A 17,395-nucleotide genomic window follows, 5' to 3' on the forward strand; every position below is an offset into this window, starting at 1 on the left:
ATTAGCTATATAATTTTGGTAATAATCAGAGGTTGGGACGACCTTGTTAGCTTGGGTAAACTTGCTCCATTGGGAGTATTGACCAAGAAGCCCCCACTTCAACGAAGTAAGTGGAGGGTAGTTCACATTTGAATCATATATTTAAATGGTGTATAATTCTAGTTAATAAACTTTAATTTGGAAGTGGATTGAGGGAGGCATTGGTATGCGTAAGATTTTGTATCAAAAAATTTTATATGAGGTGCATAGTCTATGAAAAAATTTTTAACAATTTTATTAAGTATAGTAGTAATTATTTCTTTTTCAGCATGTTCTGATAAGTCCAATTCAGTTAATTCGACTAATAATGCTATAAATACAAGTGATAATACCGGTAATAAAAGTAATTCTATAAAACATAATGAGAATTTAGAGAAAATTGCAGTCGAATTTGTTAATGAACTATCGAAAGGTAATTTTGAAAGTGCTTATAATAAATTCGGTAGTTCATTTAAAAAGGCTATTACTCTTAAAAAATTAAAAGAAACGTGGGCTACGGCATCGACACAAGTTGGTGAAGTGAACAATATACTTGGTACAAGGACTGAGCATGATGATAAATTTGATAAAGTATTTGTAACCTGTAAATTTGACAAAACCACGTTGGATATTCAAGTCACTTTTGATAAAGACAAAAATATAGTAGGATTCTTTTTTGTTAAAACGAAAATAATTCCAAAATCCAATAAAAATAATATAGATGATGAAAGTAAAAATATATTCTATGAAAAGGAAGTTACAATAGGTGCGGGTGAATGGGCATTGCCTGGTATATTAACAATTCCAAAAGGTAAAGGAAATTTCCCAGCCGTTGTTCTTGTACATGGTTCAGGACCTAACGATAGGGATGAAACTATTGGTCCAAATAAACCTTTTAGAGATTTAGCTCATGGTTTAGCTTCAAAGGGTATTGTGGTTTTAAGATATGATAAAAGAACTTTGGTTTATGGCAAAAAAATGCTTAAGCTGAAGAAAGGTATAACTGTACAAACAGAAACAATTGATGATGCATTACTAGCAATAAATTTACTTAGAAATAGAAAAGAAGTTGATAAGAGTAAAATATTTGTATTAGGACATAGCTTAGGTGGAAGTTTATTACCAAGAATAGAACAACAAGATTCAAATATTGCAGGATTAATATGTTTAGCAGGTTCAGCAAGGCCACTAGAGGATTTTTTTGTAGAGCAATATACTTATTTATTTTCATTAGATGGGAAAATTACTGACAAAGAGAAGGATATTTTAGAACAAACCAAAAAAGACGTAGAGAAAATCAAATCATTAGATGTAAATAATTATGACACTAATGAAATACTTATCAATGTACCAGCTGGATATTGGGTTGATTTGAAACAACATAACATAGCTGAAATTGTTAAAAAATCGAAGAAACCAATGCTTATTCTTCAAGGAGAAAGAGATTATCAAGTTACAATGAAGGATTTTCAATTGTGGAAAAAGCTTCTTTCTAATAGGAAAAATGTAGAATTTAAATCATATAAAAAGTTAAATCATTTATTCATGGAAGGCACAGGAAAATCCAGTCCTAATGAATATTACATTGAAAATCATATACCTCAATATGTTATAGATGATATATCAAATTGGATAAAAAAATAAAGATAAAAGATAAAAGATAAGGGGAAAGATAAAGGGACGGTTAACTTTAAATTAGAGAGAGCACAAACTTTGTTTGAAATATTTAGAAGAAAAATATGAAAAAAATATATAAGAAAAATAGGGACGATTAACTTTAAATTGGAAAGGGTACAAGTTTCGTTTGAAATATTTAGAAGAAGTGCAAAGTGAATTCATTTTGCTAAAGTAAAACATTCAGATGGAGGTTCTGCTTTACTTGATGCAAGAAACTTCAATTTTCTAGTGCGGATTTTATTGATTACATAAATCAATAAAAAGAAATATATTTGTAAATAAGTTACTATAACTAGTTTATTTACTCAGGAAAGCCCGCACTAGTTATAGAAGGAAGTATTATAAATGTAATAAATTTATAGAAAATATAATGGCATTGTTAAATATTATAGAGGGATGGTGGGAAATCATGATAATAAGAAATATAGATAGTACAGAGATAGACTTATTAGCAAAATTGGCAGCGAATCAAGTATCATTTAAAGATATGTATTTGTCATGGCTAAATGATGGAATTACAAAATTAGAATGGTGCTTCATAGCTGAAGATAATAATGAATTTGTAGGGAGAATAATATATGGTGTATTTGATGATGAACTAGAAATTTTAGATATAAATATCCAGCATATAAATAATGATGATATTGGACATGAATTATTATATGAGAGTTTGAAAAAAATGAGGTCTAAAGGATTTGCTAAAGTTGGATGCAATCTATATTCTGACAAGGACAATTTTCAAAAGTATGTAGAAATGTTAATCAATCAAGGATTTGTTATTACCCAAAAAAAGAAAAGTTTTGTGTGGGAAAGAAGTAGTTACCAGTGTACAATGCAGCATAATACTGAAGTGGGTGGTGGAAGATTATCTTTTAGAAGTTTAAGAGAACTTGGTTCTTATGAATGTTATATTGATGCAATCAGACAAGTTACAGTTGGAACGCTAGATAAAGATGATATAGAATGTATTAAGGAATATGGAGATGAGCAAGCAGCAGCAAAATATTTCAATCAGTTAAAAGATATTGATTTCAATAATGATTGGTGGAAATTGGCATATTCACACGATGAGTTTATAGGTTTAGTGATACCACAAAGATTTAATGATACTGTTGGAGCTATTAATTATATTGGCGTTGTACCAGAAAAAAGAGGAAATGGATATGTAAATGATCTGTTAGTGGAAGGTGTTAGAATATTAAGTGAAAATAATATAAAAAAAGTAATTGCAGATATTGATGAGGAAAATTATCCATTAGAGAACGCTCTTTATAAAAATGGATTTAAATTGGATTGTAGTATGCTTGTTTTAAAATTAAATTAAGTATTATATTGTGTATTGCTTCTATAAGATTTCCACGTATAGAAGTGGGAGGATTGAGGCTTTTGTTTTAGCAAAACAAATTCACTCAGGAGGGCTCATTATGGTGTATGATTATAATGAAATATCCAAAATATATGATGACGTGCGAGAGGCTGATCTTAAAATAGTGAAGTTTATAATAGAAAAAGCTCAGATTAATGAAGAAAGTCATGTTTTAGAGATTGGATGTGGAACGGTAAACTATATTAAGGTTATTCAAGAGTTGACACAGGCAGAGGTTTGGGGAGTAGACCAATCTCGAGGAATGCTAAATAAGGCAAAAGAAAAGTGTAAAAGTGCAGTATTTATTGAAGATGATGCTGTACAGCTTTCTAGAATTCCAAATGCAACTTTTGATTTGGTGTACATGGTAGCATTCCTGTGCTGGGTTTAAATAAGGTTTACAAGAAAAAAGAATTTCTGTTTGCAAAGTTTTCCATGTAAGAAATATTAAATAGCTAAGCTTTTCAGAAAAAAGTTAGTGCAGATATTTAAATAGAAATTCTGAATATTATCAATATAACATCATTGTGCAGAATATGCGTGGAATATGGGTTTTAACTAGCTTTAAGTGTAATAAAATCATATATAATGTTTTTGTACTTAACATCATGCAGTACAATTTCAATACCAATTGCACAAAGAGCGGATATTCGTGATTGGGTTATATTTCCAATAAGCTTACATATGTCTTTATCTCTATAATTGCACAAACATTTTAACATCAATATATATAAAGCTTTGACTTTAGTGATATGTCTATTACTTTTCAGAATAATTTGCCATTTTGGTACACCTGTATACTTCGAAACAAAATCCAGTATCTCTTCATGATCAAAATTTCTATCTATAACATGTCTTTCGCTTTTGTATTCTGTTTTTTCGTTTTTAAATTCAGAGCTTTTTTTTAAAGTTTTATCATTACAGTTATATACAAGGAACAAATAGGCTTTTCGAGCTTTTTCTACATCTTTGTCAAACATTTGCATAACATAATCCTCATCTAGAATACCAAAAGAATCTTCTCTTAAGCCAAGATATACTCCAAGGCTTGAATATTTATAATCTTCAATGTGATTTTTGTATTTTTTTATGTCCTTAGGATTTCTATGAATGTAAGCAGAAAGTACGAATAGATAAGAATTAGTGTCTACTATTTTACTTTTAAACCTATCTTGAAAGACATGCCCCCTTCTGCCGTATGTTTTATTGTAATATTGGGCATATGACTGATTTATGCTATGCATGAATTGGCTTATGTCTGCTCCATTGGAATCAATTAATAAATGGACATGGTTAGACATGATACAATAAGCATAAACTTTAAAATTATATTTAATCTGATATTTTTTTATGATATTTAAGAAAACTTTTTTATCTTTATCATTTCTAAATAAAAGGAAATCGCTTAAACTTCTTAACATAATATGATAAATCCCATTTACAATTTTAAATCTAGTTTTTCTAGGCATAATAACAGCTCCTTTGATAACAATTTATATTTAATTTTAAATGAGCAAAAATCATTACAATAAGTTATAAATGACTTGAAAAGTCAATTTGTAATACTGAATTTTAGTGTTTTTCTGTACTAGATGATGGTTGAGAATCAATGTAAAATATTATTTTGCATTTAATAGATTGAAATTTTCTTATTTATGATATATTTGCTCAACATCTATTTTAGATTATTGACAAGAATAAGGTGGTTTAATCAATAGAGGGTTGTATGATTTAAAATTAAGAAAGAAAATTAAAAGAGAAAAAGGTTTGATTACTTAGGGCTTGGTTATTTTTATTTTCAATTATTGGGATATAATAAAATAAAAATGAACCGTCCCCAAGATTTTTTCAAACTTTTTGCCTGTTTCAGACGTCTAAAGAGTGTATAGTAAATAAGAGAGATACAAAAGAGATATAAATAAGAGATATAAGAGAGATATAAGATATAAGAGTGAGAATTGAATTTAAACATTGAATTTTAACAAAATAATATAATAATGTAGAGTAGTGAACAGATTAGTGGGAGTAGGGAGTAGATAAGAGAGAATAATAGAGAGAATACTTGTCCAGCTAAAACTCTTGAATTTTTGACATCTTATTGGGAAAAGGTTAGAAAAATGAACCGTCCCTAGTAATCTCCTCAACAATTCCTAATAATCCCAATAATTTAATTTGATATTTTTGGTAAAAGGTTAAAAAGAACTGAACCGTCCCCAACAAAAAAGGAGGTAAGGCAGCATATGGTTAGTTCAAAAAACAGAATATATGATGAACTTGTAAAATTTATAACAACTAACCAGGATAATCTTTATAGATTAGCATATAGCTATGTTAAAAATCAGCAAGAGGCATTAGACATTGTACAAGATTCTATTTATAAAGCATTATCTTCGGCAGATACTTTAAAAAGTTTTGAGTATATAAAGACATGGGTATATAGAATAGTTATAAATACAAGTATTACATACATAAGAAAAAAGAAATACACTGTTGTTTCAGATAAAATAGAGATAAAATTTGATAACAGTGAAAATGATTTGGAACAAAATATAGATTTGTATGATGCGATAGATAGATTGAGTGAGAAAGAAAAGACGGTTGTTGTATTGAAGTATTTTGAAGATATGAAATTTGATGAAATTGCGAGAGTTACTCAATGCAATATAAATACTTTAAAGTCAAGACTTTACTCTGCAATTAATAAGCTTAGAATTATTATTGATGGTGAGGGGTGAAAATTGAAATGGAAAATAAAATTAAGGAATTGGTAAAAAAGTACAAATCGGTAGAAATACCGAGTGAACTAAACAATATAGTAAAGGAGACGATTGAAATGGCAAGTGTTGAAAGAAACAAGAAAAGAAGCAATAGAAAAAAGGTTGGAGCAGTAGCAGCAACAGTAGCTATATCAACAGGGATGTTGTTTGCTGGAGTTAATTTAAACAAAACTTTTGCACAAAATGTTGGTAGTGTTCCAGTTATAGGAAAGATAGCGAAACTATTTACATTTAGGGATTATAAAATTCATACTGATACTTTAAATGGTGAAATTAAAATCCCTGCTATTGATGAATTAAAAGATGATAATTTAAAAAAGAAAATTAATGATGAGATTAACAAAAAAGTACAAGAAAAAATAAAAGAGGCTAAAGAAAATGCTGAAGATTATAAGAAGGCTTTTCTTGAAACAGGAGGAAAAGAAGAAGATTTTCATCCTGTGAGTGTTAAAGTAGGATATGATCTTAAATGTTCAAATGAAAATATTTTGTCATTTACAGTCTATGAATATCAAACAATTGCAAGTGCATATTCAGAAATATATTATTATAATATTGATTTGAAGAATAATAAAATGATTACACTAAAGGATATGCTGGGTGAAGATTACAAAGATATTTGCAATAAAAGCATAAGAAAGCAGATTGAGGAAAGAAAGAAAAATCCAGATAATAGCTTCTTTGATGGGGATATGGGTTTTAATGGAATAAAAGATGATCAGAAATTTTATATAAATAAAGATGGCAAGGTTGTTATTGTATTTGATAAATATGAAATAGCTCCTGGTTATATGGGAGTACAGGAATTTATTATAGATAAATAAATATGTAACGAATATAGAGGCTATAAGCACAATTCGGATAATGAATATAAAATGAATATAAATTGAAAGCCATTCTTGGTAAAATTTTAAAAACCAAGAATGGCTTGTCTTAAAATTTCTAGCTTCCGTTTAATACTGTTTAATAATAGATTTTTAGAACTAAAAACCATATTTTACACATAAAATTAATTTGCAGATATTTATAGATTTTTGCATATGCATATATTCATAGATTTTTACACATGCTAGTAGATTCAGCAAATTTAAAAATCACATTTTAGAATAATTTTAGAATTAGATTAAAATCTGCTAAAGTCTATTTATGCTAAAGTTATGTCTATATCTTTTGTTCGGGTAATTCATTAACAAATTTATTAAAGTCTACTTATTTAATAGCTTAGTTTGCATAAAGATTAAATAAAGTTAACAGGTTTAACTTTATAAAAGTTTACTCTATAATAGTTTTCCCAATTCTCCTAACAAACTCATAACAGGTTTAACTTTATAAAAGTTTACTCATTAGGTTAGGCATTTTTCCAGATTGAACTATTCGCATCATCCATTGTTCTGCAGCTCTTTTATTCATTAATGAAATTGTAGGGAATGAATGCTGCATCATAGCAATATCGAACATAGATAAATTATTTTGCATAGCTAATGTCCATTCATGAATAAGCTCACTTGCTGCCTCGCCGATAATTGAAACTCCATAAATTTTACCTTGTTCATCAGTTAGAACTTTGACGAAACCAATAGGTTGACCATCAGTTACTGTTCTGCCGTAGTTTTCATAATCCTCTTTTACAACAAAGTAATTTATACCAGCTTCTTTAGCTTGTTTTTCTGTAATACCTACTTGTGCTATTTCAGGTTTTGTGAATACTGACCATGGGACTAAGAAATTGCTTCTTTTTAATTTTTCCATAGGTTGAGGGCTTAAAGAATTCATTAGAGCCAACATACCTTGATGCATGGCTGCATGGGATAATTGAGCTTTCCCATTACAATCACCAATTGCGTATATGTGTGGTTGGCTGGTTCTGTTGAATTCATCAACAACAATTCCTTTTTTAGTATATTCCACACCTGCATTTTCTAGTGCTAGTGGTTCTAGGACAGGTTGTCTACCTGTTGCAACAAGTATTTTTTCGGATTCAAATACCCCTTTATCAGTATGAGTGTATATTATACCATCGATTTGTTCTACTTTTTCAATTTTTGTACTGTTGTAAACTTTTATATTTTCTTTGTTAAATACATCTTCCAATAATTTGCCTGCTTCTTCGTCTCCTATTGGTATAAGATGAGGATCCATTTGTACTAATGTAACATTTGAACCCAGTCTTGAAAAAGCTTGAGCCATTTCAGTTCCTATTGCACCACCACCAATAATGGTAAGTGTTTTAGGAATATCATTTTGAGCAAACATATTTAAATTTGTAAGTTTTGGAACTGTATCTAATCCAGGAATTGGGGGAATAAAAGGTTTTGTACCTGTTGCAATAAAAATAGTTTTTCCTGTATATTGTTCATCTCCAACCTGTATAGTGTGCGAATCTATGAATTTTGCTTTTCCCTTATTTAAAACAAAATCAACTTTATTAAACATTTTCATAGTTTTAGGACTATTGATTTGAGATATTCTGTTTCTAACGATTTCAAGTGGATTTACAATTTCTGTGTTTCCAGATAATTTAATACCGAATTTTTCCATGTTGTTAGCATTAAAATTTGTTTCGCCAGCTTTTAATAAAGCTTTGCTAGGAATACATCCATAGTTAAGACATTCTCCACCAACTTTATGATATTCTACTGCTAATACTTTTAATCCCATAGTTGGTGCCATACCTGCGACAGCCATACCAGCAGGTCCCATTCCTATAATTATTACATCATATTCTTTCATAAGTAACACTCCCTTTTATAATATATTTTATCAATTCTACAAGACTCCTACTTCTATAAGGCATTTGAAAGGAAATAACAAGTCAAAGATGCGACGTATATTTTGTGAAATACAAAGAGTTAGGTTCCGCTGATAATAGGTTTTATCAACGGGTTCCAACGATGAAGTAGTTCGCAAAATAGACTAGCATACTGACTAGTTATTTTTTGAAAATGCCTAAGTCAATAAGAAAAAGAAGTATACTTGAAAATAAGCTATTTTAATTAGTTTATTTAAATGAGCAAAAATCATTACAATAAGTTACAAATGACTTGACAACTCAATTTGTAATACTGAATTTTACTGTTTTCCTGTACTAGATGATGCTTGAGAATCGTACGAAAATGCCATTTTACATTTAATGGATTAAAATTTACTCATTTATAGTTAGTTTATTTATTTTGGAAAAAATTTTCATTTAAAAATGGTTTTCATACATACATATGATATTTATAAGTTTTATGGACTAATTGATTATAACATAATATACCCTATATAGGTATAGAAATTAGAAAATTTTTTGCGAAAATATTATAATTTTTTTAATAATTTATGATATAATCTGATACAAACAGAAGGAAAATGTAAATTTATGTAGAAGAATTAACTTAAAATGCATAAAGCATATAAAGCATATAAAGCAAAAAAATCAAAGCAAAAACTATTTTATGCCTGTGGGTGCTTATATTGTTAAATTATTAACTTAAAATATATAAAAGCAAAACCCGTATGGAAAAATATATAATAAATTAAATAAAAAGATAAGAAAAAGTTAAAGAATAAATTAAAAAATCATTGATATGCAAGAAAGGAATTGGTATTTTTGAACTTTCATTCAGTCAGGAGTAGATTGGTTGCTCTTTTCATTATTTTGTCAGTTTTGCCTTCAATTGTATTAGGGATAAGTATTAATTCAAAAGTACAAAAGGATATTGTTAAGAAACATGAGCAGATTAAGATAGAATCAATGGTTGATGAAGTGAATAAGCATCAGAAATGGTTTTCAAATAAGGAAGATATTTTGAGGCTTATGCAGAGTAACTACATTTATTTAGAAAGTATGATAAATTCTAAAAATAGTTTTGATAAAGTAAATTCATATTTAAAAGAACAGCTAAAATTGGTAGGCGATTTTTACAATTTGTATATTGTAATGGAGGATGGTAGATATTTTACTTCATCTGGGGGGATAACAAATATCGATTTAAGAAAAAGACAATGGTATGTTAGAACTATTAAAAACAAAAAAATTGTTTGGACTCAACCATATGAAGATATAATTTCGGGAGATTTAGTTATTACAGTATCAATGCCGCTTTATGATCAAAATTATGATGTAAAAGGAGTAATAGGGGCGGATTTTAAATTTAGAGATATAATAAAAAATTTAAAAGAAATCAAAATTGATAATTATGCATCAACATATATTATAAACAATAATGGTGATATAGTATGTCATTTTGGAGAAGATTCGTTAGATGTTAAGCAATTAGAAAAATGTAGTGTCTCATTAAATAATCATAATATTTTAAATATTAAGAAAGAATATGTTGTAGCTTGTGCTGATATTAAAGGAATAGATTGGAGAATAATTTCTTTTGAAAAAAAGGATATATTGTATAGTAATCTTATTCGCATTAGAAAGTATATATTATATAATGGTATAATCACATTTTTTGTAATGATTATTTTAGGATTATTTATAGCAAAGGAGCTTTTAAGGCCATTAGATGAGCTAAAAACAGGTATTATTGAACTTCAAAACAGAAATTATGATTATAGAGTATTATTGAATAGAAAAGATGAATTTGGAGAACTTGCAGATGCTTTTAATAATACTGCCAATGTTCTTAAGGGGTATGATAATAAATTAAAAAGGAGAACACGACAGTTAATTGATACTAATGAAAGACTTCAAGAAATGAATGCAGAATATGAGGCGGCATATGAGCAATTACTATCTACTACATACCAATTAGATAAGTCTGAAAAAGAAATATTAAAAATGAATAAAGAATTGAAAACGATTAACAAGATAAGTGCGGATTTAAATAAAACTATGGATTTAGAAAAAATGCTTCAAAATGTGGTATTTAATTTATCAGATTTACTTAATTTGCGCATATGTACAATAAGACTTTTGAGAGAAGATGGAAAGTTAGAGCTTACAGCATATTCTGGTAATCATACTGAGCTTCTATTAGAAAAAGAAATATCTATAACAGATAAGATAATTGGAGAGGCTGTTATTTCAAAAACAATCATTAAGAATGAAAGAGCAACAAAGGAAATTTGCGAATATTATAATAAGCCTAAAAAGGATGAAGTTATAAAGTACTTTAATATTATGCCAATAGTTGCAAGGAAAAAATCAATGGGTGTTTTAATAATTGTTACTACGCAAAAATTGACAGAAAGTGATTTTAATATATTAACATCAACGGTTAATCAAACAGCTATTATGATAGAAAACATTAAGTTATATGAGAACCTCAAGCAAAATTACTTAAAAACTATTAAAGCATTAATTGCGGCTGTTGAGGCAAAAGATAAATACACTGAAGGACATTCATTGAGGGTATCAAAGTATGCTCTTTTAATTGCTAAAGAAATGGGATTATCTAAGGAAATGTGTGAGAAGATTGAGATAGGTGGTCTTTTGCATGATATAGGTAAGATAGGAATAAACGAGAAAATACTTACTAAAAAGGGAAAGCTAAATGTTGATGAATATGATAAAATAAAGCAACATCCTGAAATAGGATATAAGATATTAGAAAGGGTTGGTTTTTCAGATACTATTATGAATATTGTGAGATATCATCATAAAAGATTTGATTTGAAAGGATATCCAGAAGATAAACAAATAAGTAGGCTACCATTAGAAGCTTCTATAATAGGAGTTGCTGATACATTTGATGCAATAACATCAAATAGATCATATAGAAAAGCTATGAGTTATAAAAAGGCTATACATGAACTAAAGAAAAATAAAGGAACCCAATTTGATCCTAATGTTGTGGATGCTATGATAACGATATATAATGATTACATGGATAGAATAGAAGAAATAGCAATAATGAGCTTATAGATACTTACATTTATAAGAATACTGTATATGGTATTTTTGATCGATTCTATAAGAGAATCACTTCTATAAGTGGGAGTTTGAGGCTTTTGCTCCATGTGGAATAAAGTCTCCACATGGAGTTTTAATGTTTTGATTTAGCAAAACGAGTTTACTGTCAAAGAGTAGTTTTTGTTATTTAAAATATATTTAGTCATATTATGTGACAAGAGAGGAGTAACAGAAGAACAGTGATTTTTATTTCGACGGCAATGTATTGCGAGGCAAGGCCATTTATTTTACACTATGGTCTTAAAAAAGATAATAACTTTACAAAATTTCAAGTGTTTAAAAATGATGAAATTGTTTTGATAATTACAGGTACAGGACTTGTATCCTCTGCGGTAGGGGTGACACATATGCTTACGAAGTATGAAGTCAAACCTAATGATTTCTTTTTTAACATAGGAATCTGCGGCAGTAAAATTAAAACAAAAAAAGTTGGTAACAAAATAATGGAAGTAGATAAGGGTAGTGTTATACTTGCACATAAAATAATAAATGCTGATAGTGGTAAGATATTTTATCCAGATATGTTTTTTAAACATAATTTTGTAGAAGGTGTGCTTCAGACGTTTTCAAAGGTAATTAATAATGAGTACTTTCATAAAACAGAAGGAGATTTTATTGATATGGAAGCAGCAGGCGTATTTGAAGCGGCTTCTCATTTCTTATCTATGCATCAAATCAATTGCATAAAGATAGTATCAGATTTTTTAGATACACATTGTATTTCATCAGAAAAGGTAACAAAGCTTATTGAAGACAATATATATGACATTGTTTCATGGATTGATAAAATAGGACAAATTGATATGCAACCAAAGAATATTTTAATAGATGAATATAATGAGTATATAGAAACATTATTTTATAATCTAAAACTATCAGAAACTATGAGAAATGAACTAACTCATTTGGTAAAACATTATAAAATACGAAAGGGCAATATTAAAAAAATTTTAGAACCGTTTTTAGAAGTGGAATGTAAATCTAAAAATGAAGGGAAGAGACAATTTGCAAAACTTAAAGAAAAGCTTATGGAATTCTAGTTTTTCACATATATATATTGAAAAAAGAGCTATAAATAATATAAATGCCAAGAGAATTTTGTCGAATTTTAAAGATGCAACAAAAATCGAAATAGAGCATTACAAGGATGTATTTTGCAGAGGACATCAAAGTTTTGCTCTTCAAAAAAATAGTCCAAAGCTAATATTAGCAGTAAAGAGAGATAATTTTATATATAAAGGTGCAGAAGTTTGTGAGGATTTTGGTAATTCACATTTTTATTATACTTCAACTATGATGAATTGTATTTATGATTGTGAGTATTGTTACCTTCAAGGTATGTATCCTTCTTCTAATATTGTTATATTCGTTAATATTGAGGATATATTTTATGAGGTAGAACAGCTTTTAAAGAAACATGCTGTATATCTTTGCATTTCATATGATACAGATATATTAGCGCTGGAGGGAATAACATCTTTTGCAACAAAATGGTTGGAGTTTGCATTAAAACATCCAAATCTCAAAATTGAATTGAGAACTAAAAGTGCTAACTTTGCTGCTATACAGTATATACCAGCCATAAATAATGTTATATTAGCTTGGACACTATCCCCTTTAAATATTATTGAAAAATTTGAAAAAAATACACCGTCACTTAATAGCAGATTAGAAAGTGCTAATAATGCTATAAAAAAAGGATGGAATGTTAGACTTTGTTTTGATCCTTTGCTTTATGTTGAAGATTGGCAAAAGAACTATGAAAAATGTATTGATGATACATTTAATAAAATATCACCAGATGATATTTTGGATATTAGTGTAGGTGTGTTCAGAGTGTCAAAGGATTATCTAAAGAAAATGAGAAAGGGAAGAGAGTATTCTTTGATTTTGAATTATCCTTTTGAGTGCAAAAATGGTGTATGCACATATACAGAGAATCATTCAAGTAATTTAGTGAATTTTGTTTATGAAAAATTACTATATTACGTGCCAGCAGAAAAAATCTATGTATAAAATTTTGCTTAAAATATTTTAATGTATAAAATATTTTAAGGATATTTCTAGAAAGGAAATAATGCTATGAAAAGTGCTATTGTAACAGGGGCTTCATCAGGAATTGGTTTGGAAATAAGCAAGAGACTTTTAAAATTAAACTATAGGGTGTATGGTATTTCACGAGATTTTTCAAAAGTTAATTTCGATGATAGGAACTTTGTTAAAGTGAATTGTGATATTACTAAAATAGGGGAACTTACTGAAAAAGTAAAACAAATAAACAAAACTGAAGAAATTCATATACTTGTTAATAATGCGGGAGTGGGTTTCTTTGGCCCTCATGAAGAATTGAATGTTTCTAAGATACATGCTATGGTTGCAACAAATTTAGAAGCACCTCTAATTTTAACTCAGCTTCTTTTAAGAAAATTAAAAAAGAATTCTGGTTTTATAATAAATATATCATCAATTACTGCAAAAAAATGGAGTACTTATGGTTGTGCATATGCGGCTACAAAAGCAGGGCTTTCTCATTTTGCTTCTAGTCTCTTCGAGGAAACTAGAAAAACAGGTGTTAAAGTTGTTACAATTCATCCAGATATGACTAAGACGAATTTTTATGATAATTCAAATTTTAGAGAAGGAGATAATGAGGAAACTTATATCACGACAAAGTGTATTGCTGATGCGGTGGATATGATATTATCACAGAGAGAAGGTACTGTTGTTACAGATATAACAATAAGACCTCAAAAACACATGATTGTAAGAAAATAGACATAATATATCCCCATTTATATAAATTTACTTAATATTTAGAAAATTATGTATTATAATATAATTATAATAATATAAATCATGGGGGTAATATTTTGGGAATTAATTATTTATCATCAATTAAAACATTGTTTGTTCTTCAGATATTGTTGTTTATTTTTGGGGTTGTTTTAGCTTTAAGAAATAAAACAAATGCGCGGAGTTTACCACTTTCTATAAAAATAGTTATAAGTCTTTCAATGACTACAGCAGCTTTTGTTATTGCTTTTTATGGAATTAAAGCGACTTTTTTTTATTCTATTTTTGTATTCCTTGGCATTATGTTTTCTTTCATAGGGGATTTAACCATGGCTTCAGTTATAAAACTAAAAAACAGATTAATAGGTGGGATGACCTTTTTTGCAATCACACATATATTTTATATTTTTGCTTATGTTGCAACAATGATTAATGGCGACGTTAAAATAGGTATGTATGTTATTATTTCTCTAGTAATTAGCATTATTGTTATAATTATTTGTAAAATGCTGTTTGTTAAGAAGGATATAAAAGCGAATAAGGTAAGGATTGCTGCAGTTTTATATGGAGCATGTATATCATTAATGGCATCATTTGCTTTTTTCTTAGCTTTCTCATTAGGTGGAAAGTGGTGGATAACTTTTATATCTGCTATGATATTTATTATATCTGATTTTATGATAGCTATATCTGATATACTTAATATTAGAATCAAGAATGTAGGAATTTGGGTTTGGGCAACTTATCTAGCTGCACAGATGGGAATAGTATATGCCGTTATACTACACTAGCGACTGGAAACTTTAATATATATTTGTTATCATTATATAGTATGGTTATAGTTTTTAAAAAGCTAAATAAAATTATAAGGGAGAGCTAAATGATGAACAATAGTAAGGTTTTAGCAGTTGTTAATGGAAAAGAAATTACAGAGAGAGATGTTGAGCTACTTTTAAAGGGGTTAGGGCCACAACAAGCTGCACAGTTTATGTCTGTAGAAGGTAAAAAGAGATTATTAGAAGAGTTGATAAATCAGGAGTTGTTCTATTCTGATGCTGTAAATAATAATTTTGAAGAGGAAGAAGACTTTAAAAGAGAATTTGAAAATATGAAGATTACAATGCTTAAGCAGTATGCTATGAGTAAATTGCTTACAAGTGTGAGTGTTGATGAAGAAGAAATCAGAAAATATTATGATGAACACAAAGAAATGTTTAAGTCACCTGAAAGTGTAAGAGCAAGTCATATACTTGTTAAAGAGGAAAACGAAGCTAATGATATTTTAAAAGAAATAAATGAGGGACTTTCTTTTGAAGAGGCAGCAAAGAAATATTCCCAATGCCCTTCATCTTCTATTGGTGGTGATTTGAATTATTTCACTAAAGGCAAGATGGTTCCTGAATTTGAACAAGCGGCATTTTCAATGGAAAAAGATGAAATAAGCACTCCGGTTAAGACTCAATTTGGATATCATATAATAAAAGTTACAGACAAGAAACAAGAAGAGACTAAATCATTTGAAGAATCAAAACAGCAAATATCTCAAATGTTACTTGGTATGAAACAAAATAAAGTATATCTTGATAAAGTTGAAGAACTTAAGGGAAAATATGATGTTAAAGTAGCTGAATAAAGGGGAGAAATATTGATGCTAAAAAGAATAAAGGTAAATTTAGATGCTGTTGAGGCTATGTATTATTTTTGGACAGCCGCTAGCGAAAAAGAAAATGTATCAGAACAGTTTTTTAATGATTTAGCACTTATGCCAGCAATGAAGTATATGTATGATGATGAATTTAATGAAGAGTCTATTAGGAGAACATTAAGTGCTATTAAAAATAGAGAGCCATTTACAGGAAACAAAAAGGAAAAGAGATTTTGGAATTATAATATGTGGGTTATGGAAGATTTTGAATATACCAATATGATGATTCAGCCATTGAAAAAGTTAAATTTGGAAGAATTAGTCGATAAACTTCAAGATTATATAAAATTCGACAAAGATAAAGAAAAATATGAAGAATTAGAAGTTATTTTCTCGCCAATGCACATGCAGGAATATATAATAAAGGACAATATGCTTTTGATTAATTTCTTCAGAGTTAAACCAAGTGACTTTGATGAAAGAACATTTATTGGAGAAGTAGAGATAAAAGAATATATAGAGGAAAAATTAAAAGAACTGCTTTCATAAGTTGAATTTGGTAACAGTTTATAACATTATATCAGAAGTTTAGCACTTAAAAATTTTTCAGGTCGGTAGCCCGTTGATTTATAAGAATTTAAGAATAATCAGTGGAAATATGAGATTTTCCGATTTTTACTGGAAATTATAGAGAAAAAAGTTGCAAAATAAAAGCATCCTTTTTATAATAGTTTTGTTTAGAAATTCACACAAAAAGGATGCTGATAAAATGAGCAAAAGTTATTTGAAACAATTACTCACCTATACTAATAAGGTATACCATATAGGTGAAAAAATCAATACCTTAAAAGATAAAAGAGTAAAATCAGAAGTAAAAATTTCAACAATTGCTTTTATTGTTTTATTTGGATTTATGCTTCAAATAAGAAGTTTCAATAGATTAGACCATTGGCTTGAAAAAGGTAAATTTAAAAAAGTGTTACCTAAAAAAACTAGAACTCCACGCATTGACGCTGTTAGGCGATGTTTCAGTGGTTTTGATTTAGATGGATTAAAAGAAATTCATAATCATATAATTAAAACTACTATAAAAAATAAGGTTTTTAGAGGTGGTACTATAGATGGGTTAAAGGTTGTTGCAATAGATGGTGTAGAGCTATTTGAAAGCACAAAAAAATGTTGTGATAAATGTCTTACAAGAGTTGATAAAA

General features: G+C 28.4%; 14 protein-coding genes and 1 pseudogene. 13 read left to right on the plus strand and 2 right to left on the minus strand.

All coding sequences use genetic code 11. The features are described 5' to 3' along the window. The first annotated feature begins 252 nt into the window (after positions 1-252). The 3 genes from CLTEP_RS11430 (at position 253) to CLTEP_RS11440 (ending at position 3,452) form a co-directional block, all read left to right on the plus strand. The gene (locus CLTEP_RS11430; protein ID WP_084364918.1) at positions 253-1,662 is read left to right on the plus strand and encodes an alpha/beta hydrolase; all 1,410 of its coding nucleotides are present in this window, start codon (positions 253-255) and stop codon (positions 1,660-1,662) included. A gap of 442 nt (positions 1,663-2,104) precedes the next feature. After that, on the plus strand, positions 2,105-3,019 hold the full coding sequence (locus CLTEP_RS11435; protein ID WP_161938372.1) for a GNAT family N-acetyltransferase: 915 nt from the start codon (positions 2,105-2,107) through the stop codon (positions 3,017-3,019). Positions 3,020-3,119: 100 nt separating this feature from the next. Then, positions 3,120-3,452: a class I SAM-dependent methyltransferase gene (locus CLTEP_RS11440; RefSeq protein WP_066826818.1), complete on the plus strand. Its 333-nt coding sequence runs from the start codon at positions 3,120-3,122 to the stop codon at positions 3,450-3,452. A gap of 163 nt (positions 3,453-3,615) precedes the next feature. Here the strand turns inward: CLTEP_RS11440 and CLTEP_RS11445 are convergent, their stop codons facing one another. Then, complete coding sequence (locus CLTEP_RS11445; protein WP_066826820.1) at positions 3,616-4,530, minus strand: transposase; 915 nt, start codon at positions 4,528-4,530, stop codon at positions 3,616-3,618. Positions 4,531-5,301: 771 nt separating this feature from the next. On the opposite strand from CLTEP_RS11445, the gene CLTEP_RS11450 reads away from it, so the two are divergent. Together CLTEP_RS11450 and CLTEP_RS11455 are read left to right on the plus strand one after the other, a co-directional pair. Continuing rightward, a complete protein-coding gene (locus tag CLTEP_RS11450) occupies positions 5,302-5,796 on the plus strand; it encodes an RNA polymerase sigma factor (protein ID WP_066826826.1) in 495 nt (164 codons plus the stop codon). A gap of 8 nt (positions 5,797-5,804) precedes the next feature. Further along, positions 5,805-6,662 carry a DUF3298 and DUF4163 domain-containing protein gene (locus tag CLTEP_RS11455; RefSeq protein ID WP_066826827.1) on the plus strand — a complete coding sequence of 286 codons (858 nt, stop codon included), beginning with the start codon at positions 5,805-5,807 and terminating at the stop codon, positions 6,660-6,662. A 502-nt stretch (positions 6,663-7,164) separates the two neighbouring features. Here the strand turns inward: CLTEP_RS11455 and CLTEP_RS11460 are convergent. Beyond that, entirely contained in the window at positions 7,165-8,568 is a 1,404-nt protein-coding gene (locus tag CLTEP_RS11460) for a dihydrolipoyl dehydrogenase family protein (RefSeq protein ID WP_066826828.1), read from the minus strand. An 862-nt stretch (positions 8,569-9,430) separates the two neighbouring features. Between CLTEP_RS11460 and CLTEP_RS11465 the strand changes: the two genes are divergently transcribed. The 8 genes and pseudogenes from CLTEP_RS11465 to CLTEP_RS11500 all read left to right on the plus strand — a co-directional run. Beyond that, entirely contained in the window at positions 9,431-11,698 is a 2,268-nt protein-coding gene (locus CLTEP_RS11465) for an HD domain-containing phosphohydrolase (RefSeq protein WP_153016328.1), read from the plus strand. A 227-nt stretch (positions 11,699-11,925) separates the two neighbouring features. Then, positions 11,926-12,786 (plus strand): 5'-methylthioadenosine/S-adenosylhomocysteine nucleosidase family protein, encoded by an 861-nt coding sequence (locus tag CLTEP_RS11470; protein WP_066826832.1) that lies wholly within the window; start codon positions 11,926-11,928, stop codon positions 12,784-12,786. After that, a complete protein-coding gene (locus CLTEP_RS11475) occupies positions 12,752-13,762 on the plus strand; it encodes an SPL family radical SAM protein (protein WP_066826834.1) in 1,011 nt (336 codons plus the stop codon). Before CLTEP_RS11470 ends, CLTEP_RS11475 begins: the two co-directional genes overlap by 35 nt. Before the next feature lie 66 nt (positions 13,763-13,828). After that, the gene (locus CLTEP_RS11480; protein ID WP_066826836.1) at positions 13,829-14,521 is read left to right on the plus strand and encodes an SDR family oxidoreductase; all 693 of its coding nucleotides are present in this window, start codon (positions 13,829-13,831) and stop codon (positions 14,519-14,521) included. A 95-nt stretch (positions 14,522-14,616) separates the two neighbouring features. Further along, positions 14,617-15,330 carry a lysoplasmalogenase family protein gene (locus tag CLTEP_RS11485; protein WP_066826838.1) on the plus strand — a complete coding sequence of 238 codons (714 nt, stop codon included), beginning with the start codon at positions 14,617-14,619 and terminating at the stop codon, positions 15,328-15,330. A 92-nt stretch (positions 15,331-15,422) separates the two neighbouring features. Continuing rightward, a complete protein-coding gene (locus CLTEP_RS11490; protein ID WP_066826844.1) occupies positions 15,423-16,172 on the plus strand; it encodes a peptidyl-prolyl cis-trans isomerase in 750 nt (249 codons plus the stop codon). Between the two features lie 15 nt (positions 16,173-16,187). Then, positions 16,188-16,733, plus strand: a complete 546-nt coding sequence (locus CLTEP_RS11495; RefSeq protein ID WP_066826840.1) for a TDE2712 family protein — start codon at positions 16,188-16,190, stop codon at positions 16,731-16,733. A 220-nt stretch (positions 16,734-16,953) separates the two neighbouring features. Beyond that, positions 16,954-17,395: pseudogene (locus CLTEP_RS11500) on the plus strand (transposase); the annotation flags it as partial.

Origin of the sequence: Clostridium tepidiprofundi DSM 19306, assembly GCF_001594005.1 — a bacterium.
Classification (GTDB): Bacteria; Bacillota; Clostridia; order Clostridiales; family Clostridiaceae; genus Clostridium_AC; species Clostridium_AC tepidiprofundi.